Below are 24,620 nucleotides of genomic sequence, written 5' to 3' on the forward strand. Positions count from 1 at the left end.
ACATTTGGGACTCGGGTGAAGTAACCCGGGGTGACCGCGACGTCAGCTGCCGGGAACGAGCTCGCGCGACAGCACGCCGGTCAGCTCGACGAGCCGGGCTCTGAGCGGCGCGGCCTCCTCGGCGAACGCGGCCTGCTCCCGCGCGTACTCCGCCCGGCCCTCGGGCGTCTCGACCCGCACCGGCCGGTAGCCGAGCGAGGACAGGTCGTAGGGGCTCGCCCGCATGTCCAGCCCGCGGATCCGCACCGCCAGCTCGAAGCAGTCCACGACCAGCTCGGACGGGGTCGCGGGGTCCAGCTTGTAGGACCACTTGAACAGGTCCATGTTGGCGTGCAGGCAGCCCGGCTGCTCCAGCTCCACCTGGGTCTCCCGGGTCGGCTGGAGCGCGTTGCGCGGCCGTGCCTCGGGCGTGAAGAACCGGAACGCGTCGAAGTGCCCGCACTGCACGCGCTGCGACTCGACCACCGCGTCGGTGCCCGCCCCGCCCAGCCGCAGCGGCCACGCGTCGTGCCGCACCTGGTCCGGCCGCTGCCGGTAGACCATCGCCCACTCGTGCAAGCCGAAGCAGCCCAGCCGGGGCGCGCGGGACGCGGTGGCGGTGAGCAGCCGGCGGGCGAAGTCGACCGTGTTCGCCCGCTCCCGCGCGAACGCCGCCACGTCCAGCTCCACGCCGTCACCGGTCTCCCGGTAGACCGGCCACCGCAGGTAGGCGCGTGCCGCGTCGCCCTCCAGCACCACGCCGGGACCGGGGTGCCAGCGCTCCAGCCGGGACGGGCGGTGCGAGTAGTAGGAGAACAGGAAGTCCAGCACCGGGTGCTTGAGGCCGGCCGCGCGGCGCTCGTGGTGCGGGCCGGTCCACCTCCGCGCGCGGGCCGCGTGCGCGTCCCGGCGCGCGGTCCACTCGGTCTCGGACAGGACTTCCCCCACGCCACCAGGGTACTTGGCCCCGGAGCGGCTCCGGGTCGAGGCCGGCCCCGGGCTCACCCCACGCTAAATCGTTCCGCCCCGTCGGGGCGCGTTGGTTAGGTGGGGACATGTCCAGGGGGTGGGTGCGGCTGCAAGCCGTCGCGGTGTCCGGTTCGGTGGCCGAAGGCCTGATGACGACCCTGTTGCCGTGGATCGCGACCACGATCACCGACGACCCGCGCCAGGTGTCGCTGGTCAACGTGGTCGGCCAGGCGCCGTGGCTGCTGTTCTCGCTGTTCGCGGGGGTGCTGATCGACCGGGTGCGGCGCAGCGCGGTGCTGGCCACGGCCTACGCGGTGCAGCTGTGCGCGGCGCTCGTGATCGCCGCGGCCGGCGCGCTCGACGCGTTCACCCTGCCGCTGCTGATGGTCGTGGCGTTCGTGGTGACCTCGGCGCAGGTGCTCGGCGACGGCGCGTCCGGCGCGCTGGTGCCCGAGGTGGTGCCGCCGGACCGGCTGCCCGCGGCGAACACGCGGCTGATGGTCATCGACCGGGGCGTGGTGCAGTTCGGCGTGCCGCCGGTGGCGGGCGTGCTGGTCGGGGTCGGCCTCGGCGCGCCCGCGTGGGTGGCGGTGGTGGCCGCGCTGGTCGCGCTCGTGCTGGTCAGGGGTCTGCGCTCGGCGCGGGCCGAGCCGTCGGGCAGGAACCCGCTGCGCGACATCCCCGAGGGGCTGCGCTACCTGGTGGGCACGCCCCTGCTGCGGTGGATCACGCTGTCGGTGGCGCTCGGCTCGTTCGGGGCGAGCGCGGCGATGTCGATGTTCGTGCTGTACGCGCAGGACGTCCTGGGCGTCGGCGCCGTCGGGTACGGCGTGCTGCTGGCCTGCATAGCGGCCGGGTGGATCGCGTCGTCGCCGGTCGTGGGCCCGGTGGTGGGGCGGCTGGGCTACTCGTGGGCGATGCGGTGGTCGCAGCTGGGCATGGTGGTGACGGTGGGGCTGGTCGCCGTGCTGCCGCCGTGGGCGTGGGCGGTCGCGGTCACCGGGTTCGCGCAGTCGATGATCGTGATGGTGTGGAACGTGTGCTCGCAGTCGAGCAGGCAGCGCTTCACCCCGCCCGCCCTGCTGGGGCGGGTGCTGACCAGCCACCGGGCGCTGGCCTGGGGTTTCACGCCGCTGGGCGCGCTGGCCGGCGGGCTGGTGGCGGCGGAGTCCGGGCTGCGGGCGGTGTGGGTGATGGGCGCGCTGGTCCAGCTCGTCGCGCTGGTCGTGACGTGGGCCGGGCTGTCGCCGAAGGCGTTCCGCGAGGCCGAGCTGGTGGCGGCGGGCCGCTAGGCGGGCTGCCGGGCGGGCCGCCGAACCGGGCCCTCCGGCGTGAGGGCCGGTCAGAGCGGGGGCACCAGGCCCGGGAACTTGCGCGCCCCGTTGCAGTGCGGGCACTCCCGGCCGTTGTCGACCGTGCGCGGCGCGCCGCCGATCACCGCCGTCGTCGGGTTGGCGATGAAACCGGCCCCGCCGCACAGGTGGCAGATCGTGCGCGCGTCCGACGTCACCCCGAACAGGTCGTCCTCGTCCTCTTCTTCCTCTTCGTCGAACCCGTCCTCGTCCTCGGGGTCGAAGTCGTCCTCTTCTTCGTCGTCACGCGGGTCCACGCGGGCCACCGTAGTGGGGCGGCGCCGGACGCGCCGGTCCCACCCCGCCCCGGCGGCGGTGTGAGCGGAAGTTGACCGGTGTGTGAGGGCTCTTCGGTAGGCAGGAGACCTGGAAGCGGACACTTGGGGGGTTACCGGTGAACAAGGTGAACGCAGTGGCGCAGCGCAGACAGCCCGCCAACCCGGCCGAGAAGCAGATCCTCACCACGCCGGTGGGGCTGGCGTTCCCCCGCGACGTCACGTTCGAGTCGTGGGAGCAGGCGGGCAAGCGGATCTCCCGGATCGCCAGCTCGTCCGCGTGGTACCTCGGCGACTGGCTCGTGTTCGGCCAGGACAAGTACACCGACCGGTACCGGCGGGCGGTCGAAGCCGTCGGCCTCGACTACCAGACGCTGCGCAACTACGCGTGGATCGCGCGCAAGTTCGAGCCGGTGCGCCGCCGTGCCGGCCTGCCGTTCCAGCACCACGCCGAGGTCGCGGCCCTGCCGCCGGCGGAGCAGGACCTGTGGCTGGACCGCGCCGAGCGGGAGAGCTGGTCGCGCACCACGCTGCGCCGGGCGCTGCGGGAGCACCGGGACCCGAGCTCGAAGTCCTACCGGGCGGTGCTGCCGCGGGTCAGCGCGGCCAGCGGGGCGCTGGACCGGTGGCGGCGGGCCGCCGCGGCCGCCAACGCCGACTTCGAGGCGTGGGTGGTCTCGGCGCTCGACCGGGCCGCCGAGCAGGACCTGGAGCTGGTCGGCGTGCCGGTGCTGGAGGCCGGCGAGGACCGCGGGCCGGTCGGTGAGGATCGCAGGTCGGTCGGTGAGGATCGCAGGTCGGTCGGTGAGGACCGCGGGCCAATCGGTGAGGACCGCAGGTTGGCCGGTGAGGACCGCGGGCTGGTCGGCGTGCCCGCGGTGCGCTCGGCCTGATCGGACCCGGGCGAGCGGGACGGGCGGGCGCGGCAGCGCCCGCCCGCGCCTCACACCTCCCGGCGCACGTGCGTGCCGTCGCGCACGGTGCCCACGTACTCCTCGACCAGGTCCTCCAGGGCCACCACGCCGTGCGTCGAGCCGTCCGCGGACACGACCTGCGCCAGGTGGCTCTGCGTGCGCCGCAGCACCGCCACCGCCTCGGCCAGCCGCGCGTCCACCGGCACCTCCGGCAGGCCCCGCACCCGACCGGCCGGCACCTGCGTCGACGGGTCGGCGTCGGCCATGTCCAGCACGTCCTTCACGTGCAGGTAGCCGACCAACCGGTCCTCGTCGCGCACCGGGAAGCGGGAGAAGCCGGTGGCCGACACGGCGGCCTCCACCTCGCCCATGGTCGGCCGCGCCGGCACCGACGTGATCCGGTCCAGCGGCACCAGCACGTCGGCCACGGTGCGCTCCGCCGACGACAGCGTCTGCGCCAGCCGCCGGTGCTCCGAGTCCTCCAGCAGGCCCTCCCGGCGGGACTGCTGGATCAGCAGCGCCAGCTCGTCCCGCGTGTACGCCGACTCCAGCTCCTCGCGCGGCGTCACGCCGACCCGCTTGAGCACCGCCGTCGCCACCACGGTGAACGCGCGCAGCAGCGGCGCGACCAGCCGGCAGAACCACAGGTGCGCGGGCACCAGCAGCAACGCGGTGCGCTCGGGACCGGCGATGGCCAGGTTCTTCGGCACCATCTCGCCCAGCACCGTGTGCAGCGCCACCACGATGACCAGCGCCAACGCGAACGCGACGCCGTGCCGCACCGCGTCCGGCACGCCGACGCCGTGGAACGGGGCCTCCAGCATCGCCGCCACGGCCGGTTCGCCCAGCGCGCCCAGGCCCAGCGAGCACAGCGTGATGCCCAGCTGCGCGCCCGCGATCAGCAGCGGCAGCTCGCGGCCGGCCCGGATCACCGTCCGGGCCCGGCCGCTGCCCCGCTCGGCCAGCGCCTCCAGCCGGTCCCGGCGGGCGGTGATGATCGCGAACTCCGCGCCGACGAAGAAGGCGTTGCCCGCCACCAGCAGCAACACGAACAGCAGGCTCATCGGACCGCCTCCGACGCGGTGGAGGTCGCCTCGACCCGCGCCACCCGCAGCTCGGCCACCCGGTGCCGGTCCATCTGCACCACGGTGATGCGCCAGCCGTCCACGCGGATCTCGTCACCGGCGTCGGGTATGCGGCCCAGGCGGGCCATGACCAGGCCCGCGACCGTCTCGTAGTCGCCCTCGGGCATCCGGAACCCGGTCGCCTCGGCCACCTCGTCGTCGCGCAGCAGCCCGGACACCAGCCAGCTGTCCCGGCCCAGCGGTCGCACCGGCGAGGTCTCGCGCCGGTCGTGCTCGTCGCGCACGTCGCCGACGATCTCCTCGACCAGGTCCTCCAGCGTCACCAGGCCGGCCGTGCCGCCGTACTCGTCGACGACCAGCGCCGTCTGGAGGCCCGACGCGCGCAGCCGGTCCAGCAGCGCGTCGCCCTCCAGCGTCGCGGGCACGGTCTGCACCGGCCTGGTCAACGCCGACAGCGGCGTGGTCGCCCGCTGCTGCCGCGGCACCCCGAACGCCTGCTTGACGTGCACGATCCCGCGCACCTCGTCCAGGCCGCCCTGGTGGACCGGGAACCGGGAGAACCCCGTCTCCCGCGCCTTGGCGATCAGGTCGAGCACGGTCGAGTCGGCGCGCAGCGACTCCACCCGCACGCGCGGCGTCATCAGCTCGTCCGCGGTGCGGTCGCCGAACCGCAGCGAGCGGTCCAGCAGGGTCGCGGTGCCCTCGTCGATCGTGCCGTGCTCGGCGCTCGACCGGATCAGCGCGCCCAGCTCCTGCGGCGACCGGGCGGAGGCCAGTTCTTCGGCGGGCTCCACGCCCATCCGGCGCACCAGCCAGTTCGCCGCGCCGTTCAGGCCGGTGATCAGCCAGCGGAACATCGCGGAGAACCTGGCCTGCACGCCCGCGACGGCGCGTGCGGTCTCCAGCGGTTTGGCGATGGCCAGGTTCTTCGGCACCAGCTCGCCGAACACCATCGACAACGACGTGGCCAGGGCCAGCGCGAAGGCCAGCGAGATCGGGTCGGCCGCGGAACCCGGCACGCCGAACGCGGCCAGCACGGGCGAGAACAGCTCGGCGATGGCGGGCTCGGCGATGAAACCGGTGACCAGCGTGGTGATGGTGATCGCCAGCTGCGAGCCGGAGAGCTGGAACGACAGCGACCGGTGAGCCTTGTCGACGGCCTTGGCCTTGGCGTCGCCGACGGCGGCGACGTGCGACTCGACGGTGGTGCGCTCCAGCGCGGTCAGGGAGAACTCGGCGGCGACCGCGATGAACGTGCCGATGGTGAGCGCCACCACGGCGACGAGGCCGAGCACGCTGAGCAGGATGGTCATGCGAGGCCCCCGTCACGGGGCGGGCGGGGCTGGCAGCCGGGTATCGGACCCGGCTCGGTACTGCAGCCCGGGGACTGCGCGTCGCGCACGGAAGGGATCACTCCTCGTGAGGGGTGGTCGAACGGTGGTCCAGTTTAGAGAGTAGCCGGCGCTCAGCGCAGCCCGGTAGCGCCAGGTGAAGACGTGCTCGACCGCAGCACCACCTCGCCGGCCACCCGCACCGTCCGTGGCTCCCCGGCCTCGTCGTCCAGGACCAGGCGGGCGGCCCGCTCACCCATCTGCTCCAGCGGCAGGCGGACCGTGCTGAGGGCCGGGACCAGGTCGCGCAGGGTGGGGATGTCGTCGAAGCCCGCCACCGAGACGTCCTCGGGCACCTTGAGGCCGCGTTCCCGCAGGGCGGCCATGGCGCCCATCGCCATCACGTCGTTGACGGCGAACACGCAGGTCGCGCCGGTGCGGGCGGCGATGAGGTCGGTCATCGCGGCGTAACCGCCGTCACGGGTGAAGCCGCACGTGATGACGTTCGCGTCGGGCAGCGCCACGCCCGCGTCGGTGAGGCCGGCCTTGAACCCGGCGACCCGGTCGCGGGCGGTGAGCAGGTCGCGCGGGCCCGCCAGCACGGCGAACCGCCGGTGGCCCAGCTCGGTGAGGCGGCGGGCCAGCGACCGGGCGCCCGCGCGGTTGGCGGGCACCACCGTGTCCGCGCCCAGCTTCGCCTGGGAGACGCACGCCACGCGGCCGCCCTGGGCGGTGAACGCGGTGATCTCCTCGGACAGCCGCGCCGAGGCGGCCCGGTCGGTGGTGCGGCTGCCCGCGATCACCACGGCGCGGGCCCGGTGCGCGCGCAGCGTGTTGACCAGCTCGACCTCGCGGCGCGGGTCGCGCCCGGTGGTGCCGAGCACCACCACGAACCCGGCTTCCTCGGCGACCCGCGTGACGCCGGCGGCGATGCTGGAGAAGTACGGGTCGGCGATGTCGTGCACCACGAGGCCGACCAGCACGCTGGAGTTGCGGGCGAGCGCCTGCGCCGAGGCGTTGGGCAGGTAGCCCAGCCGACGGGCGGCGCCGACCACCCGTTCGCGCAGCTCGACGCTCACCTGCCGCGTGCTGCCGTTCAGCACCCGCGACGCGGTGGCGAGCGACACACCGGCGCTGTTCGCCACCTCTTGCAGCGTGACCTGGCGCGACGCCACCCAGCCTCCCGATACTCCCGACCGCCCGAGCCTAAACGATCGCCCACCCACCTCCGCACGCCCGCCACCCCCGCGTGTCCTCCGCTCAAGCATCGCGTGTCCTCCACTCAGACATCGCGAGTCGTACGTTCAGGTCGACCGTGTCGAACGTTCAGGACCCCCGAGTTCCACATTCGCGACGGGTGGGCCGCCGAATGCGCGGCGCTCCGGGGCTGGACATGTGAAATGCCAGTTCAGGGTGCATGGGGAACGGGCGTCGAGGCGTCACGCGCTGTCCTGAACGTTGAACTCACCCGGTCTGAACGTACGACACGGTCGTTCTGAGCGTTCGACTCGCGATGTTCGAGTGGAGGACACGCGATGTCTGGGTGGAGGACACGCGCGGGGTGGGTGTTGACGGTGGGGGGTGCGGGTCGTAGGTTGTGGAAAGCGCTTTCCGGGTGAAATGTGGGGTGGGCTGTGGCGGTGCGGGCGGTTGGGGTGGCGCTGAACGGGGTCACCGGGCGGATGGGGTACCGGCAGCACCTGGTGCGGTCGATCCTGGCGATCCGGGAACGGGGCGGGGTCAGGGTCGGTGACGACCTGCTGGTGCCCGAACCGGTGCTGGTCGGGCGCAACGCGGACAAGCTGAAGGAGATCGCGCAGCGGCACGACCTGCCCCGGTGGACGACGGACCTGGACGCGGTGCTGGGCGACCCGGGGGTCGGCGTCTACTTCGACGCGCAGGTCACGTCCGCGCACGTGTCCGCGCTGACCAGGGCGATCGCGGCGGGCAAGCACGTCTACAGCGAGAAGCCGGTGGCCGCCACCCCGGAGGAGGTCGAGGAGCTGGCGCGGCTGGCCGACGCGGCGGGCGTCAAGCACGGCGTGGTCGCCGACAAGCTCTACCTGCCCGGCATCCGCAAGCTGCGCAGGCTCGTCGACGGCGGCTTCTTCGGGCGCGTGCTGTCGGTGCGCGGCGAGTTCGGCTACTGGGTGTTCGAGGGCGACTGGCAGGTCGCCCAGCGGCCGAGCTGGAACTACCGGTCCGAAGACGGCGGCGGGATCGTCGTCGACATGTTCTGCCACTGGAGCTACCTGCTGGAGGGCCTGTTCGGGCCGGTGGAGGCGGTCACGGCGCGGGCCGTCACGCACGTGCCCGAGCGGTGGGACGAGGGCGGCGAGCGGTACGCGGCCACCGCCGACGACGCGGCCTACGCGATCTTCGAGCTGGCCGGCGGCGTGGTGGCCCAGGTCAACTCCTCCTGGGCGGTGCGGGTGCACCGCGACGAGCTGGTCGAGTTCCAGGTGGACGGCACGCACGGCAGCGCCGTGGCCGGCCTGCGCGACTGCGTGGTCCAGCCCCGCGCCGCCACGCCCAAGCCGGTGTGGGACCCGGACGTGCCCTCGGCCATCGACTTCCGCGCGCAGTGGCAGGAGGTGCCCGACAACGAGGTGTTCGACAACGGCTTCCTGGTGCAGTGGGAGGAGTTCCTCCGCCACGTCGACGCCGGCGCGCCCTTCCGCCACGACTTCCGCTCCGGCGTGCGCGGCGTGCGGCTGGCCGCGCTGGGCCTGGAGTCCTCCCGCACCGGGCGACGGGTCGAGGTGCCCGCGTGACGACCGTGCGCCTGCCGGGCCCGGACGGCTCGCACCGGGAGCACGAGCTGCGCGGCGGGCGCGAGTGGCGCACCGGCCCGTTCACCTCGCGGGTCGCGTTCGCCGCCGCGCACGTCGTCGCCGACCCGTTCGGCGGCAACGTCCCCGGCGCGCCCGCCGCCCTGGACTGGGACGCCACCCTCGCCCACCGGACCCGGCTCTGGGACAGCGGTTTCGGCGTCGCAGAGGCCATGGACACCGCCCAGCGCGGCATGGGCCTGGACTGGGGCACGGCCGCCGAGCTGATCCGGCGCAGCGCGGGGGTGGCGGGCGGCAGGCTGGCGGCGGGCGTCGGCACGGACCACGACACCGAGGACCCGCTGACCGCCTACCGCGAGCAGCTGGAGGTCGTGCTCGACGCGGGCGCGCAGCCGGTGCTCATGTGCAGCCGCAAGCTCGCCGCCCGCGCCCGCGGCCCCGAGGACTACCAGGAGGTCTACGCGGCGCTGCTGCGCGACGCCGACCGGCCGGTGGTCCTGCACTGGCTGGGCACCGCGTTCGACCCGCTGCTGGAGGGCTACTGGGGCAGCGCCGACGTCCCCACCGCCACCGGCCACTTCCTGGACCTGGTCAAGGCCTACCCGGACCGCGTCGACGGCGTGAAGGTGTCGCTGCTCGACGCGGCGCACGAGGTCGAGCTGCGGCGGGCGCTCCCCGAGGGCGTGCGCTGCTACACCGGCGACGACTTCCACTACCCGGAGCTGATCGCGGGCGACGACCGCGGCCACAGCGACGCCCTGCTCGGCATCTTCGACGTCATCGCCCCGGCGGCCGGCGAGGCCCTGCGCGCCCTGGACGCGGGCGACGGGGCGCGCTACCACGAGATCCTCGAACCGACCGTGGCGCTGTCCCGGCACCTGTTCGAGACCCCGACCTACTACTACAAGACCGGGGTGGTGTTCCTGAGCTGGCTGGCCGGGCACCAGGACTCGTTCACCATGGTCGGCGGCCTCCAGTCGGCGCGGGACGTGGTGCACCTCGGCGAGGCGCTGCGGCTGGCGGACCTGGCCGGGCTGCTGCCCGACCCGGACCTGGCGGCGGCGCGCTGGGCACGGCTGCTGGGCGTGCTGACGTGAAGCTCTCGGTGAACCAGGCCACGGTGAAGCGGGCGTCGGTGCCCGAGGTGGTCGACGCCTGCGCGCGGCACGGCGTGGAGGGCGTCGGCCTGTGGCGCGAACCGGTGCGCGAGCACGGGCTCGCCCGGACCGCCGAGCTGGTGCGCCGGGCCGGGCTGACCGTGTCCTCGCTGTGCCGGGGCGGGTTCTTCACCGGCGCGGACCAGCGCCTCGACGACAACCGGCGGGCGATCGACGAGGCCGCGGCGCTGGGCGCGCGGTGCCTGGTGCTGGTGCCCGGCGGCGTGTCGGGGCGCGACCTGGCGGGTTCGCGGGCCCGGGTCGCGGACGCGCTGGGGGCGCTGGCGCCCTACGCCGCCGAGGCGGGCGTGCGGCTGGCGCTGGAGCCGATGCACCCCGTGTTCTGCGCGGACCGCGGCGTCGTGTCCACGCTGGCGCAGGCCCTGGAGCTGGCCGGGCCGCACGACGGGGTCGGCGTCGTGGTCGACGCCCTGCACGTGTGGTGGGACCCGGCGCTGGCGTCGTCGGTGGCGGCGGCCGGCCCCGACGTCCTGTCCTACCAGGTGTGCGACTGGATCACGCCGCTGCCCGCCGACGTGCTGCTGGGCCGCGGCCTGCCCGGTGACGGGCACATCGACCTGGTCGGCCTGACGTCCCTGGTCGGCGCGGCGGGCTACACCGGGTTCGTCGAGGTGGAGGTGTTCAACGAGGCGGTGTGGGAGCTGCCCGCGGGCGACGTGGTGGCCGAGCTGGTGAAGCGGCACGCCACGGGGTGGGAGCCGGTCGTGGACGGCGGCCACGACCGGCTGCCCGCCACCCCTTAGCGGGGGAGTTGCCCGGCGGATCGGCCGCCGTCGCCCCCTACACGTAGAGAGGAGGGCGACGGCGGCCCCCGGATACACGCGATCGCGAGGGCGCGGTCAGCCGCCGTTGCCGGCGCGGTACCGCGGGGCCCGGTAGGGGCGGCCGGCGTCGTTGGTGATGCGCAGCACCGAGTCGTACAGCGATCGGCCCAGCTCGGCGCGGGCCCGCAGCGCCGGGTGGGTGGCGCTGTAGTTGTCGGCGTTCACGGCCTGGTCGCCGCGGAACCGGCCCGAGGCGAACAGCGCGAAGGTGATCACCGCCCGGCCCGCCGCGTCGAAGACGATGCCCGCCTCGTTGCGGCCGTCCTCGTACCAGCCCGCCTTGGTGGCCACGTTCAGGCGCTCCTGCGACGACAGGTTCAGCCGGACGCCGTCGGTGAACGAGGTCAGCGACCGCAGCACCGACAGCAGGTGCTGGGTGGACGCCGCGGACAGCAGCTCGCCCGCCGCCAGCCGGTGCAGCAGGGTGAACGTCTCGCGCGGGGTCGTGGTGCCGAGGAAGAACCGGTTCGGGTTGGCCACCGGCACGACCTGGGTGTGGGTGAAGCCCTTGGCGCGCAGGATCTCGTTCAGCTCCAGCGCGGGCACGACCAGCCCGCACAGCCGCACGGCCGTGTTGTCGGAGACGGTCAGCAGGGCCGCCAGGGCGTGGCCGACGGTGACCGAGCTGGGGTAGGCGCCGTCGAGGCCGAAGATGCCGTCGGTGTCGTGGATGACGATGTCCGCGGTCACGTCGACCCGCTGGTCCAGCGTGACCAGGCCCCGGTCGACCTTGTCCAGCACCGCCACGGCCACCGCGACCTTGTTCACGCTGTAGGCCTCGACTACCCGGTCCGCGTTGTCCGCCACGGCGGCCCTGACCACGCCGTCCGGGTTGGCCACCCCGATGTGGGACGACCACGTGCCGCCCGCCCACCAGGTCTGCTGCCGGTACTTGTGCGCGATCTTGAGCCGCGCCAGTTCGGCCGTCGTCGGGATCAAGGCGTCCCACTCCGCGTCCGTCTCCTGGGCCTGCGCCGGCCCTGCCGCGCCGACGACGGCGGACGCCGCCGCGGCCGAGCCCAGCCCCAGCGCGAACCTGCGGTTGATGTTCATGTGCCCCCCTGTCAGTGGATTCGGCATTAATACGCCATGACCACCCCGCGCGTTGCCTCCGGGCTCGCTGTGAATGATCCGCCCGGCGGTAGCCTGCGGCCATGGGACAAGGGGTATTCCTGGTCACGGGGGCAAGCCGCGGCATCGGGGCGGCCACCGCGCGGCTCGCGGCGGAGGCCGGGTACCGGCTGGTGCTGGCGGCCCGGGACGCGTCGGCGCTGACCGACCTGGCGGCGTCGCTGGGCGGGCCGGACCGGGTGCTGGCGGCCTCCTGCGACGTGCGGGAGTTCGACCAGGTCGCGGGCCTGGTCGACCGGGTCGAGCGGGAGTGGGGCCGGCTGGACGTGGTGTTCGCCAACGCGGGCGCGAGCGTGGTCACCTCGTTCACCACCGACGCGGGCGCGCCGCCCGCCGAGTGGCGCGACATGGTGCTGACCAACGTGTGCGGTCCCGCGTTCACCGCCCGCGCCGCGCTGCCCGCGCTCATCCGCCACGGCGGGCACCTGGTGCTGACCGGTTCGGCGGCCGGGCGCGGTGTGCGGCCGGGGAACCTCTACTCGGCGACCAAGTGGGCGGTGACCGGGTTGGCGCAGGCCATCCGCGCCGAGTGCGTGGGCACCGGGGTGCGGGTCACGCTCGTGCAGCCGGGGCTGACCGACACCGGCGGCATCCCGGCGTCCCGGGCGGCCGACCCGAAGCTCGCGCCGGAGGACGTGGCGCGGGCCGTGCTGTACGCGGTGGGCCAGCCGCCGACCGTGGACGTCAACGAGATCCTGGTGCGGCCGGTGGGGCAGGACGCGAACCGGTGAGCCGGTCCGCGACCCCCGCCGGCGCGACGGGCAGCCCACTGGCCACGACCTACGAGCGGCTGCGCCCGCTCAAGGCCGCCGGCTGAGCCACTCCTCGGCGAGGACGCCGAGGACCACCACGTCGTGGTGGCGGCCCGCGGAGAACTCGTGGTCCCGCAACCGGCCCTCCTCGCGGAAGCCGAGCGCGCGGTGCAGCGCCAACGAGGGCTCGTTGAACGCGTACACCTCCACCTCGCACTTGTGGTTGCGGCGCTCGCGGAACATGAAGTCGAGCAGCAGGCCGACGGCCTCGGTCGCGTACCCGCGCCGCTGGTGCTCGCGGCCGATGCCGATGCCGTAGCGGAACCGGCCGACCCGCCGGTCGACGGCGTGCACGTTCAGGCTGCCGACCGGCGCGCCGCCCGCCTCGACGGTCAGCATGAACCCGTCCTCGCCGGGTTCGGCGACGGCCTGCCGCTGGACCCACTCGCGCTGCGCGGCCGAGGACGGAGGCGGGGCGAGGTGGTCCACGGCGCGCATGTCCTCGGAGAACTCGCCGAAGCGCAGGAACGCCTGCCAGTCCTCGGGCTCGACCCCGCGCAACCGCACCCGCTCGCCGACCCAGATCGATGTCATGGTCATGAGCAGACCGGGTCGCCCCGGTGCGTGGGAAGCGAATTTCCCGGGCCGGGACGCACCGCGCCACCGGCCCCCGGTCGCGTGGGGCGACCGGGGACCGGTGGCGCGGTGGTCGACCGGCGGTGGGGGCCGGAGCAGCAGCGCCCACCGCCGGTCACCAGGTCAGCCCTTGGTGCAAGGCTGCCCGTTCACCCGGAAGTCGGTCGGCTCGCCCGATCCCGACCCCGAGGAGTTGAACCCGACCTGCGTCGAGCCGCCGTTGGCGATGTTGCCGTTCCACTGGGCGTTCGTCGCGGTCGCCGCCTGGCCGGACTGCGACCAGGTCGCCGACCAGCCCTGCGTGATCCGCTGGGTGCCCGGCAGGGTGAACTCCAGCTTCCAGCCGTTCCACGCCTGGCCGCTGGCGTTGGCGATGGTGATGTTCGCCGACATGCCGCCGTTCCAGGTCGTGGTCCGCCAGGTGACCTTGCAGGAGCCGGCCGGCGTGTCCGCCGCCTTGGTCCGCACGGTCGTGGCGACCGACTGCGACTTCAGCCCGGCGCCGTTCTTGGCCACCACCGCCAGGTGGTAGGCGGTGTCCGGGGTGAGGCCGGTCAGCGTCGCCGTCGGGCCGGTCACCGTGGCCAGCACCCGCTGGGAGCTGCCCTCGACCGACACCACGTCGTACCCGGTGACGCCGCTCTCCGCGTCGGTGGACGCGGTCCAGGTCAGCTTCGCGCCGGTGGTGGTGATGTCGGACGCGGTCGGCGCGCCCGGCTGCGACGGGGCGGTCGTGTCGACCGGCGGGGCCGTGGTGACCTTCTCCGCCGCCCAGTTCGCCACCCACGCGAACGCCGAGTTCCAGTTGACCGTGACCTCGTTGACCGAGTACGCCTCGATGTGGTCGACGAAGCACTTCTGCGGCGCGCAGCCCGGGAGCAGGCGCGCGGCGATCGGGTCCTGGAGGGCGCTGTTCGGACCGCCCGAGAGCGCGCCGGGGGGCGCGGTCGGCAGCTCGGGGTCGAGCTGGTTGGCCCAGTGCCGGTGGTGGACGTTCTTCACCGGCTGCTCGCCGTAGCCGGTGACGTACGAGTACGACAGCGGGTTGCGGCCCAGGAAGTAGTGCAGCGCCTGGAACACGCCCTCGCGGTACTTGGCCTGGCCGGTGAAGTCGTGCGCCAGCGCGAGCACGGCGGTGTTGTTGGCGATCAGGCCGCCCGAACCCCAGTCGTAGTCGCCGGTGCGCGTCTTGTACGGCGCCGGGTAGCCCTGGCCCGCCATCTGGGTCAGGTGCTTGTCCGCGATCGCGACGAACGCGTTCTTGATCGCGGTCACGTCGGCGGCCGGCAGGCCGTTGGGCACCAGGGCCAGCGTGATGTCGCCCAGCGGGCCGGTGGCGCCCCAGTCGAAGCCGCGGTCGTCCAGGCTCGCGGCCTTGTAGTGCGGCGACGAGGTCAGGTCGGACCGGTAGGTCGCCTCACCGGTGGTGGTGAACAGCTCCGCCGCGGCCCAGTAGAACTCGTCGGTCAGGATCGAGTCGCTGTAGGAGCCGCCGCCGGTGCCGTCGTTCGGGTCGGCGATCTTGTTCGGGTTCGCCTTGGCCGCCGCGTACGCCTTCACGGCCGCCGCCTGCGCCTTGGCCGAGAAGGCCGGGTCGATCGTCTTCCAGATGCGGGCCGCCTGCGCGGCCACCGCGGCCGTGTTCAGCGTGGCCGCCGTGCTGGTGTCGGACAGGCGGCGGGGCTGCGGGTCCTCGTGCGGCAGCAGGGGCAGGCCGGTCCAGTTGGCGTCGTGGATCTTGTGGTGGACCATGCCGTTGGCCGCCTGCATCTTCAGCAGGAACTCGACCTCCCAGCGGGCCTCGTCCAGGATGTCCGGCACGCCGTTGGCGCTCTCCGGGATGCGGAGCTTGCCGTCGCCCAGGGCGGCGGCGTCGCCGATCAGCTTCGCGCGCTCGTAGGTGTTGAGCACCTGCCACGCGGAGATGCCGCCGTTGACGACGTACTTGCCGTGGTCGCCCGCGTCGTACCAGCCGCCGCGCACGTCCAGGGTGTAACCGCAGTTCAGCGTGGCCAGGCAGGGCACGTTGTTGTCGCCCCGGTTGGGGGCGACGTTGAGGTGGCCCGCCGGGCGCGCGTACGTCTCGCCGACGTACTGCGCCTCGATCTCGATGCCGCTGCGGTTGTGGTAGAAGTACGCCAGCGAGTCGTAGCGCAGCTTCGCGAACGCGGCGGAGCCGATGTCGAACGGGAAGCTGGTCTCCGCGCCCACGGTCAGCGTGTAGCCGGCGCCCGCGGTGTCGAACGACGAGAAGTCGATCAGGTGCACCCGGTCGCCGGACGGCGCGTCCAGGCCCTTCGGGCTGGTCTGGCCGGTGGCCACGGTGGCGCCCGCGGAGTTCTTCAGGGTCCACGTCTGCGCCGTGGTGGCGTCGGAGGTCAGCGTCGCGTGCTTGGGCAGGCCCGGCACGTACGCCACCTGGTCGACGTTGATCTTCTTCGCCGGCTCGTTCACGTCGCCGCCCGGCGGCTTCACGCCGCCGACCAGGGAGACGTTGTCCACGCAGACCGTGTTGGCCGCGGCCTGGCCGCCGAGCTGGAACGTCGCCTGGCCGTTGCCCGCGTCGGGGAAGTCCAGCTCGGAGGTGAACGTGAAGCTGAACGACTGCTTGGTGGTCGTCAGCTGCACGGTGTGGGCGCCGATGCCGCGGTAGGGGCTGACGGCCTCACCGAGGTTCGCCGTGACCGGCTGCGGCGTCGCGGCCCAGGCGTCGAACTTCATCGTGTACGACTGGCCGGCCTCGAACGGCACGCCGTTCTGGCCGATCAGCGCGTCCCACGGGTTGGCGGTGCCACCGGGGACGGTCGCGCACAGCTCGCCGTTGACGACCCGGTTGGACACACCGGTGCCCGCCCACCACGGGTCGGCCCCGGCGCTGAAGGACCCGTTGATCAGGCGCTCGTAATCCGCGGCGTAGGCCGTACCGGACGCTAGCGCGCCGCTCACCGCCACTAGTGCGAGGGACGCGGTGGCCCGGCGGCGCCACCGGGGAGAAGGAAGCGATCTCATGGACTTGGGTCTCCTCCGTCTGCTCTGACGGTTGACGACGCTTCTGGGAGCGCTCCCTGGGAGCGCTCCCAGGAACTCTAGGGTGACCCCACGCACATTCACAAGACTGAATTTGACCTGCGGTTAACCTGGGGTCACGCACCGTGGTGGTCGTGGTGGGGCGGTTCGCCGCGCCGGTCACGGGCGTTCCGGTCGGGTGCCGTGCGGTGCTGTCCGTGCACCCGCCCCGGTGTCGCCGACTTCGGCACCCCGCCGTCCCCGGCCGTGTCACGCCGCGCCGGGGTGGCCGCGCTGCTCGCCTCCGGTCGCCCAGTGTGACCGATGGCCCGGCGTCATCGGGTGGCGGTGTCGCGGTGATTCACCCGTGCGGCCCATCGGTGGACCCTCCCGACGGCCGACTCGACCCTGGTGGCCGCGCACTCGTCGGAGCTCTTGGTCGACCGCGCGAGGCCTCCCGCCGGGTCGCCGTGGGGTGCCGGCGGGAGGTGCGGGCGGGTCCTGGCGCGGCCGGAGGTGGCGGCCCGCCTCAGGGGCGAGCCGCCCGCGCGTACACCGCCGGCGTGATGCCGTAGCAGCGGCGGAACCAGCGGGTCAGGTGGGCCTGGTCGGCGAACCCGGTCGACACCGCCACCTCGGTCGGCGGCACGCCCGCCGCCAGCAGGGCGCGGGCCTCGCGCAGCCGGCGCTGGCGCTGGTACTCGCTCGGCGAGAGCCCGTACCGCGACCGGAACGCCCGGTAGAGCGCGAACCGGCTCAGGTCCGTCGCCCCGGTCAGGGCCTCGATCGGCACGTCGTCCGCGTGGTGCGCCTCCAGCACGTCCCGGGCCGCGGTCGGGTCGCCGTCCGGCTCCTGCCGCCGGCGCGGCGGCGTCACGTGCGCCGCCATCGCGTGCACGGTCCGCACCAGCTGCTCGTCGCGGGCGAGCGCCGTGCCCTCGCGCAGGGCGGTGTGCAGGTCGCGCAGCGCGTCGGCGAGGGCGGGCGCGCGGCACACCGGGTCGCGGAACAGCGGCGGCCTCGGCAGCAGCTCCGCGACCAGCTCCGGTCCTATGTGGATGATCCGGTAGGTGAAGCCGTCCGCGGTGGCGGGGTAGCCGTCGTGGGCCTCGTCCGGGTTGAACGCCACCACGGTGCCCGCCGGGCTGGTGTGCGCGCCGCCCCGGCACCGGAACGACTGCGCGCCCTCCTCGGTCACGCCGAACGAGTACGCGTCGTGGCTGTGCCGGTGGTAGCGGTGCGACGTGAAGTGCGCGTGCATCGCCTCCACGGGGCGGTCGGCCGCCCGCCAGTAACGGGTCCACTGCACGCCTCCATTAGACCGCGGCTGTGCCCGGACAAACCGGTGGACAAACATGGAAAAACCCTCAGGTTCCACCTTGACTGGTGTAGACCATTTCCGGTTAGGTGACCGTCAGTCACGTCCAGGGCGCTCAACGTCGAAATGAGTGATCACGTGTCGAGATTCCGCGTACTGGCGGCCGCAGTCGCCTTCATCGTCGGGGCGGCACTGACCGTCTTCGTCGCCAACACCGCCTCCGCGGCGGCCTGTGCCTCCGCCTGGAGCGCGTCCTCCGTCTACACCGGTGGCACGACGGCCTCGCACAACGGCCGCAACTGGCGGGCCCAGTGGTGGACCCAGAACGAGACGCCCGGCTCGGCCGCGGTCTGGGCCGACCAGGGCGCCTGCGGCGGCGGCACCACCCCGCCGCCGGCCTGCGACTACCCGAGCTGGGCCGCGGGCCGGTTCTACGCCGCCGGCAGCATCGTCAAGTACACCAACGGCCTGTACTACATCGCCGAGCACGACAACCCGGGCTACGACCCCGTCATCAGCACCTGGTACTGGGAGCCCTACAACTGCTCCGGTGGCCCGACCACCACGTCCAGCACCCCCTCGCCCGGCGGCTTCGTGGTGTCCGAGGCGCAGTTCAACCAGATGTTCCCGAGCCGGAACCCCTTCTACACCTACTCCGGCCTGACCGCGGCGCTGAGCGCGTACCCCGGTTTCGCGAAGACCGGCAGCGACACCGTCCGCAAGCAGGAGGCCGCGGCGTTCCTCGCCAACGCCAACCACGAGACCGGCGGCCTGGTGCACGTCGTCGAGCAGAACCAGGCCAACTACCCGCACTACTGCGACCCCGGCCAGCCCTACGGCTGCCCCGCCGGCCAGGCCGCGTACTACGGCCGCGGCCCGATCCAGCTCAGCTGGAACTTCAACTACAAGGCGGCGGGCGACGCGCTCGGCCTCCCGCTGCTGACCAACCCGTGGCTGGTGCAGAACGACGCCTCGGTCGCCTGGAAGACCGCCCTCTGGTACTGGAACACCCAGAACGGCCCGGGCACCATGACCCCGCACAACGCGATGGTCAACGGCCACGGCTTCGGCGAGACGATCCGCAGCATCAACGGCACGCTGGAGTGCGGCGGGCGCAACCCGGCGCAGGTCCAGAGCCGGATCAACTCCTACCAGCGGTTCGTCGGCATCCTCGGCGTGCCCGCGGGCAACAACCTGTCCTGCTGACCGACCCGCTCCGCTGAACCGATCCGGGAGGGGCCGCGGCCGCGCGGCCCCTCCCACCGGATCGCCGGGATCACCCGCACCACCCCCGCCGGGCCGGCGTCGGCCGACCACCCGGCGAATCGTGCTGACCGGCCCGACCGGGTCGACGAAGTCCGGCTCGGCCTCGCCTGGCGCCAGTGGTCGCGTGCCTCTTCCCCCCGCCCACTGATAGGCCATTCGGTGTAGTCAACGGCAGCTGAAAGGCGGACTGAAGCCTCGTCGCCGTCGGCTGCGAGCGCTCCGGCGCCCTCATCCCGCTCGGCCTTGGCGTCGTCCTGCGCCCGCACGTCCTCTTCGTGCCGCCGCACGACATCGCGCACCCCGTCCCGGTACGGCGGATTCGACCGCCGCGACCGCGTGCGCCACGAGCACCGCCACGGCCGTCGTGACCAGGGCGGCGGACCGCTTTCCGGTGTGCCCGTTCACGTTCGGGGTCACGTGTGGCTGGACCAGTCGGTTCACTCCCTTGACCCGGATGACGTTCCGGATTATGGTCTAGACCACGTTGCGAGGCGTCACTCCCTCATGGCGCACCGCATGATCCGGCCGCCGCGGATAACGGACCCTGCACCGGAGACCACCGTCGGTCTCCTCCGAAGGAGCTGGACACATGAGCCTGAAACGCAAACTGGCCGCGGTCCTCGCGGGCACGGCGGTCGCGCCGCTGCTCGTCGTCGTGTCGGCGGGCAGCGCGAGCGCCCACGGCTACATCTCCTCGCCGCCCAGCCGGCAGGCGATGTGCGCTCAGGGTCGCATCTCCAACTGCGGCCCCATCGTCTACGAGCCCCAGAGCGTCGAAGGCGCCAAGGGCCAGCAGAACTGCCACGGTGGCGTGGGCTCCTTCGCCCAGCTCAACGACGACAGCCGCCCGTGGCCGACCACGACCGTGGGCAACAACGTGACGTTCAACTGGACGCTCACCGCCCGCCACTCCACCACCACGTGGCAGTACTTCGTCGGCGGCAGCAAGATCGCCGAGTTCAACGACGGCGGCCGGCAGCCCGCGTCGACCGTGACGCACAACGTGAGCCTGGGCGGCCGCACCGGCCGGATCAAGCTGCTGGCCGTGTGGAACATCGCCGACACGCCCATGGCGTTCTACTCCTGCGTCGACCTCCAGGTCGGCTCCGGTGGCGGCAACCCGCCGACCACGACCACCACCCCCAACCCGCCGACCACGACCACCACGCGCCCGCCGACGACCACGCAGCCCCCGGTGGGCGGCACGTGGGCGGCCGGCGTCGCGTACTCGGTCGGCTCGCAGGTGACCTACGGCGGCGTCACGTACCGCTGCCTCCAGCCCCACACGTCCCTCGTGGGCTGGGAGCCCCCGAACACCGCGGCCCTCTGGCAGAGGCTCTGACGCGGTGACACCGCCCGCCCGCGCTGCCCTGTACGGCGCGGGCGGGCCTTTCGGCTTCGAGGAGGACGACCTTGCGACGCCTCACGATCCTGCTGGCCGGCCTGCTGGCGCTCACCGCGTGCGGTGGCGGCGCCGCCGAGCAGGCGGCGCCACCACCGGCCGCGTCGACCGCGTCGAGCGCGGCGGCCGGCCAGGAGTTCAACGAGACCGACGTGATGTTCCTGCACATGGCCGTGCCGCACCACCGCGCCGGCCTGGAGATCGTGCGCCTGGCCGAGGAGCGCGACGTCCGGCCGGACGTCAAGACCCTGGCCTCCGCCATCAAGGTCACCCAGCTGTCCGAAGTGGACTCGATGACCCAGTGGCTGGCGGACTGGGGGCAGCCCGAGGCGGCGGGTGACAGCCCCGAGCTGCACGCGGGCCACGGCGGCGACCACTCGACCAGCCCGGAGTCCATCGCCGAACTGGCGGCCACCCCGCCCGCCGAGTTCGAGAAGGCCTTCCTGAACCTGCTCATCGGCCACCAGCACAACGCGGTCGAGATCGCGAAGCTGGAGCGGGAGGGCGGGCTCAACCCGCAGGCCAAGGAACTGGCGAACCGCATCTTCGACTCGCGCACCGCCCAGATCGCCCAGCTGCTCGGCTACCTGGGCTAGCGCGGCCGGGTCAGAGCTCCAACCGCAGGCCGCTGGCGAAGCGCCGGTGCTCACCGGTCACCGGATCGGTGAACTCCAGCGCCTTCGCCAGCAACTGGAGCGGGTCGGTGAAGTCGTCCAGCGGCTTGTCCCGCAACACGGGGTAGAAGTCGTCGTTGCGGATCGGCACGCCCAGCGACGCCATGTGCAGCCGGAGCTGGTGCGTGCGCCCGGTGACGGGCACCAGCCGGTACCGGCCCCACCCGCCGCGGTGCTCGACCAGCTCCACGTGGGTCTCGGCGTTGACCGGGCCCTCGACCTCCTGCGCCGTGATCACGCCCTTGACCTTGACGATCCGGCTGGTCACCCGGCGCGGCAGCGCCAGGTCCGGCCGGTGCGGCGCGATCGCCTCGTACTCCTTGCGCACCACGCGGTCCTTGAACAGCAGCTGGTACCGGCCGCGCAGCCGCGGGTCGACCACGAACATGACCAGCCCGGCGGTGACCCGGTCCAGCCGGTGGGCCGGGCTCAGGTGCGGCAGGCCCAGGTCGCGCCGCAGCCGGACCAGGGCGGTCTCCAGGACGTGCCTGCCGCGCGGGATGGTGGCCAGGAAGTGCGGCTTGTCGACCACCACGATCGCGTCGTCCCGGTGCACGACCTCGATCCGGAACGGCACGGGCGCCTCGTCCGGCAGGTCCCGGTGGAACCACACCGACGTGCCGGGCGCGAACGCGGCGTCCGGGGCGATCGGCCCGTCGAGGCCGTGGATGAGGCCTTCGGCGAGCATCGAGTCGATCCGCTCCGGCGCGACCCGGTGCAGCCGCTCCACCAGGTGGTCGCGGATGGTCGCCCAGGGACCCGCCGCGGGCAGCCGCAGGCGGGCGGGGTCGAGGCCGTGGCGCTGGGGGAGCGGCGGCCGGAGCTTGCGCCTCATCGGACGGGCAGCTTACGCCCCGCCGCCGGCCCGGCCGGCGCTCCGCCCGCTCACCGCCACAGCACGGCGCGGGAACCGCCGTCGACGGGGGTGAGGTGCCCGATGATCAACCCGGACGCCGTCACGTGACTCGCACCGCCTTCCGACACCCCCGCCGGGACGGGCAGCTCGACCAGGCCGCGCCGGCGGTCCCACCGCACCGGCCGGTCGGGCCCGCCGCCCGGCCCCTCGGCGTTGCCCACGACCACGCCGCGGTCGTTGACGCGCACCGCGTGGCTGCGCCCGCCGCCCGGCAACGCGCCCAGGTCGAGCGCCCTCCCGCGCCGGTCCCAGAGGGTGGCCCGCCCGGCGGCCCGGCCGGCGGCGACCCCGTGCGCGTTGACCGACGTGGCGAACCCCTCCTCGGCGGACAGCGCGGTGACGCGCCCCGCCCGGTCCCAGCGCACCGGGACGAACGAGTCGGGGGTGGCGGACTGCCCCACCGCGGTCCCGTCGTCCGCGAGGGCCACCGCGTTGTGCGCCGCGCCACCGAGGCCGGTCAGCACCGTGGCCCGGCCGTCGCCGTCCCACCGCAGCGCCACCACGCCCCCCTCGGTGTACGCGCCGCCGACCACGCCGCCGACGTCGTTGACCCCGTTGACCCAGCTGCCGAGGGCGCCCTCGGGCGTGGGCAGCTCGGTGATCGCGCCGTCCGGGCCCCAGCGCACGGCCCGCTGACCGCGGCCCCCGGTGTCGGAGACGCCCGCCACCGCGCCGTCGTCACCGACCTGCTCCGCCCGGCTCGTCGTGCCGCCCGGCAGCGCGCCGAGGTCCCGCACCGACCCGTCCGGGTCCCACCGGACCGCGCGGGCGGCGCCGTCGGCGTCCTGGGCGTGGCCCACGACGACCCCGGCCTCGTTGACCGCGTTGGCGGTGCTGGTCGCGCCGCCGAGCGTGCCGAGGTCGGTGGGCGCGCCGGCGCGGTCCCAGCGCACGGCGCGGCGCGGCGACAGCGAGCCCCGGGTGGTGGAGAACCCGACGACCACGCCGGACTCGTTCACGTCGGTGGCGAAGGTGGTCGCGTCCCCCCGCAACGGGAGCAGTTCGACCGACGCGGGGACCGGTGCGGCGAGGGCGGGCGTGGCGGTGGTCAGGGCCGTGGTGGTCAGGGCCGCGGTGAGCGCGGACAGGACCAGGCGACGTCGACTGGCGGGCATGCGCGAACCTCCCGGTGGGTGTGCGTCCGCTGCGATGCTCCCGCCTGTTCCCGGTCCGGGGCCGGCGGCCGTCCGGCGGCCGTCAGTCGGCCGCCCCGGTGAACGTCGCCTGGTAGCCCAGCGCGCCGAACATGCCGGTCAGCATCTTGCGGGTGTTCTCCTCGGCCCGCCCCACCAGCCCGGACTCCCGGGCCGCGTCGGAGATCTTCTGCTCGGCGGCCACGTAGAACGGCTGCTGGTCCTGCGTCTCGACCAGCGAGGCCAGGCGGTCGAACAGCCCGCGCTCCTGCGTGAACACGTAGCACCGCTCCTGCGCCAGGTTCGGCTTGTCCAGCACCGCCGCCGGCAGCGCCAGCTCCACGGTCTTGGCCTCCTGGGACACCTTGAGCGAGTCCTCGGCCAGCCCGCCGAAGTCGACGTAGGCGTTGACCGTGCCCGCGGCCACGAACAGGGTGCGCTGCCCGGCCAGCGCGGACGGCACGAAGCGCACGTCGTGCTCGATGTCCAGCACGACCTGGAAGTCGCCCGCCGCCGCGTGGTACTGGCTCAGGTCGCGCAACGACTGCAACAGCGCCGGCTGGCTCCGGTCGATCGTGTCCGTGCCGAACCTCGGCACCACCACGAAGACCGACACCAGGGCCGCGACCGCCACCAGCACCAGGCCCGCCACCACCACAACCACGCGCCGCTTCATGGCGCACGAGTACCCAGCGGGGGCTACCAGGGAACCCGCTTCCCGTCCCGGAAGAACCCGCCGGTGGGGCCGCCGTCGGGCAGCGTCGCCGCCCACACCACGCCCGCCGCGCCGTCCTCGACCGGCCGCCCGCCGTGCCCGCCCATGTCGGTGGCGACCCACCCCGGGCACACCGCGTTCACCAGGACCTCGCGCAGCTCACCGGCCAGGACCAGCGTCAACGCGTTCAGCGCCGCCTTCGACGTGCTGTACGCGGGCGTGCCGCCGCCCATCGACGCCAGCGACCCGCCCTCGCTGGACACGTTCACCACGCGGGCGCGCCGGGAGGACCGCAGCAGCGGCAGCAGCGCCAGCACCACCCGCCACGGCCCGTAGAAGTTCGTCTCCATGGCCTCGCGCACGACCCGCAGGTCGGCGGACGAGGCCCGCTGCCACGTGTCGTAGTGGATGGCCGCGTTGTTCACCAGCACGTCGAGGCGGCCGTACCGCTCGCCCAGGTACCCGGCCAGCGCCGCCACCGACCCGTCGTGGGTCACGTCCAGGCGGTGGTGGTCGACCCCCAGCTCGGCGGCGACCGCCTCGGCCCGCGCCGGGTCGCGCGCGGTGAGCACGACGTCGTGGCCGAGCGCGGCCAGTTGGCGGCACACCTCCCGCCCGATGCCGCGGTTCCCGCCCGTCACGACCGCCACCGGCGCCTCGCCCATGCCCGCCTCCGTCCCTCGGGCGGGATTCTCCGGCAGACCCGGGTGGGCGCGCACCCACCCGGGTACGACCGGGTCAAGTCCGGCGGGGGATCACGAGTTCACCCAGAGGACGTGGTCGGCGTCGCACCGCCACTGGTCCCACATCTGGAACAGGGCCCCGGAGAACCCGGCGGCCTGGCACTGCTCGACGGTGTCGTAGTCGCCTTGGGCGCGCCACTCGCGCGTGTCCGGCGTGGCGAGGTGCATCCCCGCGGCCATCGCGGCGGCGGCGGTCAGGGCGGTCAGGCTGTGCATGGCGTCTCCTCGA

Annotated in this window: 23 protein-coding genes; 9 read left to right on the top strand and 14 right to left on the bottom strand. The window is 73.7% G+C overall.

Features of this window, described 5'->3' with window-relative positions:
* Positions 1 to 42: 42 nt before the first annotated feature.
* The gene (locus ABD223_RS32765; protein ID WP_344040571.1) at positions 43 to 927 is read right to left on the bottom strand and encodes a 3-methyladenine DNA glycosylase; all 885 of its coding nucleotides are present in this window, start codon (positions 925 to 927) and stop codon (positions 43 to 45) included.
* A gap of 107 nt (positions 928 to 1,034) precedes the next feature.
* Here ABD223_RS32765 and ABD223_RS32770 point away from each other — a divergent pair, with 107 nt between their 5' ends.
* Positions 1,035 to 2,240, top strand: a complete 1,206-nt coding sequence (locus tag ABD223_RS32770) for an MFS transporter (RefSeq protein ID WP_344040572.1) — start codon at positions 1,035 to 1,037, stop codon at positions 2,238 to 2,240.
* A gap of 50 nt (positions 2,241 to 2,290) precedes the next feature.
* Here ABD223_RS32770 and ABD223_RS32775 read toward each other — a convergent pair whose 3' ends face one another.
* Entirely contained in the window at positions 2,291 to 2,557 is a 267-nt protein-coding gene (locus tag ABD223_RS32775) for a hypothetical protein (protein ID WP_344040573.1), read from the bottom strand.
* A gap of 155 nt (positions 2,558 to 2,712) precedes the next feature.
* On the opposite strand from ABD223_RS32775, the gene ABD223_RS32780 reads away from it, so the two are divergent.
* The gene (locus ABD223_RS32780) at positions 2,713 to 3,468 is read left to right on the top strand and encodes an LmbU family transcriptional regulator (protein ID WP_344040574.1); all 756 of its coding nucleotides are present in this window, start codon (positions 2,713 to 2,715) and stop codon (positions 3,466 to 3,468) included.
* A gap of 50 nt (positions 3,469 to 3,518) precedes the next feature.
* Here ABD223_RS32780 and ABD223_RS32785 read toward each other — a convergent pair whose 3' ends face one another.
* The 3 genes from ABD223_RS32785 to ABD223_RS32795 all read right to left on the bottom strand — a co-directional run bounded on the left by ABD223_RS32785 (position 3,519) and on the right by ABD223_RS32795 (position 7,080).
* Positions 3,519 to 4,553: a hemolysin family protein gene (locus ABD223_RS32785; protein ID WP_344040575.1), complete on the bottom strand. Its 1,035-nt coding sequence runs from the start codon at positions 4,551 to 4,553 to the stop codon at positions 3,519 to 3,521.
* Complete coding sequence (locus ABD223_RS32790; protein ID WP_344040576.1) at positions 4,550 to 5,887, bottom strand: hemolysin family protein; 1,338 nt, start codon at positions 5,885 to 5,887, stop codon at positions 4,550 to 4,552. The genes ABD223_RS32785 and ABD223_RS32790 overlap by 4 nt, the downstream gene beginning before the upstream one ends.
* 152 nt (positions 5,888 to 6,039) lie before the next feature.
* Complete coding sequence (locus ABD223_RS32795; RefSeq protein WP_344040577.1) at positions 6,040 to 7,080, bottom strand: LacI family DNA-binding transcriptional regulator; 1,041 nt, start codon at positions 7,078 to 7,080, stop codon at positions 6,040 to 6,042.
* 459 nt (positions 7,081 to 7,539) lie between these two features.
* On the opposite strand from ABD223_RS32795, the gene ABD223_RS32800 reads away from it, so the two are divergent.
* From ABD223_RS32800 to ABD223_RS32810, 3 genes are read left to right on the top strand one after another with little or no spacing between them, the layout of a single operon-like run.
* Positions 7,540 to 8,679, top strand: a complete 1,140-nt coding sequence (locus tag ABD223_RS32800; protein ID WP_344040578.1) for a Gfo/Idh/MocA family protein — start codon at positions 7,540 to 7,542, stop codon at positions 8,677 to 8,679.
* Entirely contained in the window at positions 8,676 to 9,794 is a 1,119-nt protein-coding gene (locus ABD223_RS32805) for a dihydrodipicolinate synthase family protein (protein ID WP_380648335.1), read from the top strand. Before ABD223_RS32800 ends, ABD223_RS32805 begins: the two co-directional genes overlap by 4 nt.
* Positions 9,791 to 10,618: a sugar phosphate isomerase/epimerase family protein gene (locus ABD223_RS32810; RefSeq protein ID WP_344040579.1), complete on the top strand. Its 828-nt coding sequence runs from the start codon at positions 9,791 to 9,793 to the stop codon at positions 10,616 to 10,618. Before ABD223_RS32805 ends, ABD223_RS32810 begins: the two co-directional genes overlap by 4 nt.
* Before the next feature lie 96 nt (positions 10,619 to 10,714).
* On the opposite strand, the gene ABD223_RS32815 is transcribed toward ABD223_RS32810, so the two are convergent.
* Positions 10,715 to 11,752 carry a serine hydrolase gene (locus tag ABD223_RS32815; RefSeq protein WP_344040581.1) on the bottom strand — a complete coding sequence of 346 codons (1,038 nt, stop codon included), beginning with the start codon at positions 11,750 to 11,752 and terminating at the stop codon, positions 10,715 to 10,717.
* Positions 11,753 to 11,853: 101 nt separating this feature from the next.
* On the opposite strand from ABD223_RS32815, the gene ABD223_RS32820 reads away from it, so the two are divergent.
* Positions 11,854 to 12,561, top strand: coding sequence for an SDR family oxidoreductase (locus ABD223_RS32820; protein WP_344040582.1), 708 nt, complete (start codon positions 11,854 to 11,856; stop codon positions 12,559 to 12,561).
* Between the two features lie 69 nt (positions 12,562 to 12,630).
* Here ABD223_RS32820 and ABD223_RS32825 read toward each other — a convergent pair whose 3' ends face one another.
* The 3 genes from ABD223_RS32825 to ABD223_RS32835 all read right to left on the bottom strand — a co-directional run bounded on the left by ABD223_RS32825 (position 12,631) and on the right by ABD223_RS32835 (position 17,533).
* The gene (locus ABD223_RS32825; RefSeq protein WP_344040583.1) at positions 12,631 to 13,176 is read right to left on the bottom strand and encodes a GNAT family N-acetyltransferase; all 546 of its coding nucleotides are present in this window, start codon (positions 13,174 to 13,176) and stop codon (positions 12,631 to 12,633) included.
* A 165-nt stretch (positions 13,177 to 13,341) separates the two neighbouring features.
* Positions 13,342 to 16,164: a glycoside hydrolase family 9 protein gene (locus ABD223_RS32830; RefSeq protein WP_344040584.1), complete on the bottom strand. Its 2,823-nt coding sequence runs from the start codon at positions 16,162 to 16,164 to the stop codon at positions 13,342 to 13,344.
* Positions 16,165 to 16,753: 589 nt separating this feature from the next.
* Positions 16,754 to 17,533: an AraC family transcriptional regulator gene (locus tag ABD223_RS32835; RefSeq protein WP_344040585.1), complete on the bottom strand. Its 780-nt coding sequence runs from the start codon at positions 17,531 to 17,533 to the stop codon at positions 16,754 to 16,756.
* A 147-nt stretch (positions 17,534 to 17,680) separates the two neighbouring features.
* On the opposite strand from ABD223_RS32835, the gene ABD223_RS32840 reads away from it, so the two are divergent.
* The 3 genes from ABD223_RS32840 (at position 17,681) to ABD223_RS32850 (ending at position 20,806) form a co-directional block, all read left to right on the top strand.
* A complete protein-coding gene (locus ABD223_RS32840) occupies positions 17,681 to 18,748 on the top strand; it encodes a glycoside hydrolase family 19 protein (RefSeq protein ID WP_344040586.1) in 1,068 nt (355 codons plus the stop codon).
* A gap of 649 nt (positions 18,749 to 19,397) precedes the next feature.
* Entirely contained in the window at positions 19,398 to 20,150 is a 753-nt protein-coding gene (locus tag ABD223_RS32845) for a lytic polysaccharide monooxygenase (protein WP_344040588.1), read from the top strand.
* Positions 20,151 to 20,221: 71 nt separating this feature from the next.
* A complete protein-coding gene (locus ABD223_RS32850) occupies positions 20,222 to 20,806 on the top strand; it encodes a DUF305 domain-containing protein (RefSeq protein ID WP_344040589.1) in 585 nt (194 codons plus the stop codon).
* Positions 20,807 to 20,816: 10 nt separating this feature from the next.
* Here ABD223_RS32850 and ABD223_RS32855 read toward each other — a convergent pair whose 3' ends face one another.
* The 5 genes from ABD223_RS32855 to ABD223_RS32875 all read right to left on the bottom strand — a co-directional run bounded on the left by ABD223_RS32855 (position 20,817) and on the right by ABD223_RS32875 (position 24,607).
* Positions 20,817 to 21,719: a pseudouridine synthase gene (locus ABD223_RS32855; RefSeq protein ID WP_344040590.1), complete on the bottom strand. Its 903-nt coding sequence runs from the start codon at positions 21,717 to 21,719 to the stop codon at positions 20,817 to 20,819.
* A gap of 50 nt (positions 21,720 to 21,769) precedes the next feature.
* Positions 21,770 to 22,915, bottom strand: coding sequence for a hypothetical protein (locus ABD223_RS32860; RefSeq protein WP_344040591.1), 1,146 nt, complete (start codon positions 22,913 to 22,915; stop codon positions 21,770 to 21,772).
* Positions 22,916 to 22,997: 82 nt separating this feature from the next.
* The gene (locus tag ABD223_RS32865) at positions 22,998 to 23,609 is read right to left on the bottom strand and encodes a DUF4230 domain-containing protein (RefSeq protein ID WP_344040593.1); all 612 of its coding nucleotides are present in this window, start codon (positions 23,607 to 23,609) and stop codon (positions 22,998 to 23,000) included.
* Between the two features lie 23 nt (positions 23,610 to 23,632).
* Entirely contained in the window at positions 23,633 to 24,313 is a 681-nt protein-coding gene (locus ABD223_RS32870) for an SDR family oxidoreductase (RefSeq protein ID WP_344040594.1), read from the bottom strand.
* 90 nt (positions 24,314 to 24,403) lie between these two features.
* A complete protein-coding gene (locus tag ABD223_RS32875; RefSeq protein ID WP_344040595.1) occupies positions 24,404 to 24,607 on the bottom strand; it encodes a hypothetical protein in 204 nt (67 codons plus the stop codon).
* Positions 24,608 to 24,620: the final 13 nt, after the last annotated feature.

Origin of the sequence: Saccharothrix xinjiangensis (assembly GCF_039527585.1) — a bacterium.
GTDB lineage: Bacteria > Actinomycetota > Actinomycetes > Mycobacteriales > Pseudonocardiaceae > Actinosynnema > Actinosynnema xinjiangensis.

Coding starts and splice junctions, on each gene's coding strand:
- ABD223_RS32770 (WP_344040572.1), top strand. CDS start 1,035: ATGTCCAGGGGGTGGGTGCGGCTGCAAGCCGTCGCGGTGTCCGGTTCG.
- ABD223_RS32785 (WP_344040575.1), bottom strand. CDS start 4,553: ATGAGCCTGCTGTTCGTGTTGCTGCTGGTGGCGGGCAACGCCTTCTTC.
- ABD223_RS32790 (WP_344040576.1), bottom strand. CDS start 5,887: ATGACCATCCTGCTCAGCGTGCTCGGCCTCGTCGCCGTGGTGGCGCTC.
- ABD223_RS32815 (WP_344040581.1), bottom strand. CDS start 11,752: ATGAACATCAACCGCAGGTTCGCGCTGGGGCTGGGCTCGGCCGCGGCG.
- ABD223_RS32820 (WP_344040582.1), top strand. CDS start 11,854: ATGGGACAAGGGGTATTCCTGGTCACGGGGGCAAGCCGCGGCATCGGG.
- ABD223_RS32825 (WP_344040583.1), bottom strand. CDS start 13,176: ATGACATCGATCTGGGTCGGCGAGCGGGTGCGGTTGCGCGGGGTCGAG.
- ABD223_RS32845 (WP_344040588.1), top strand. CDS start 19,398: ATGAGCCTGAAACGCAAACTGGCCGCGGTCCTCGCGGGCACGGCGGTC.
- ABD223_RS32855 (WP_344040590.1), bottom strand. CDS start 21,719: ATGAGGCGCAAGCTCCGGCCGCCGCTCCCCCAGCGCCACGGCCTCGAC.
- ABD223_RS32860 (WP_344040591.1), bottom strand. CDS start 22,915: ATGCCCGCCAGTCGACGTCGCCTGGTCCTGTCCGCGCTCACCGCGGCC.
- ABD223_RS32865 (WP_344040593.1), bottom strand. CDS start 23,609: ATGAAGCGGCGCGTGGTTGTGGTGGTGGCGGGCCTGGTGCTGGTGGCG.
- ABD223_RS32870 (WP_344040594.1), bottom strand. CDS start 24,313: ATGGGCGAGGCGCCGGTGGCGGTCGTGACGGGCGGGAACCGCGGCATC.
- ABD223_RS32875 (WP_344040595.1), bottom strand. CDS start 24,607: ATGCACAGCCTGACCGCCCTGACCGCCGCCGCCGCGATGGCCGCGGGG.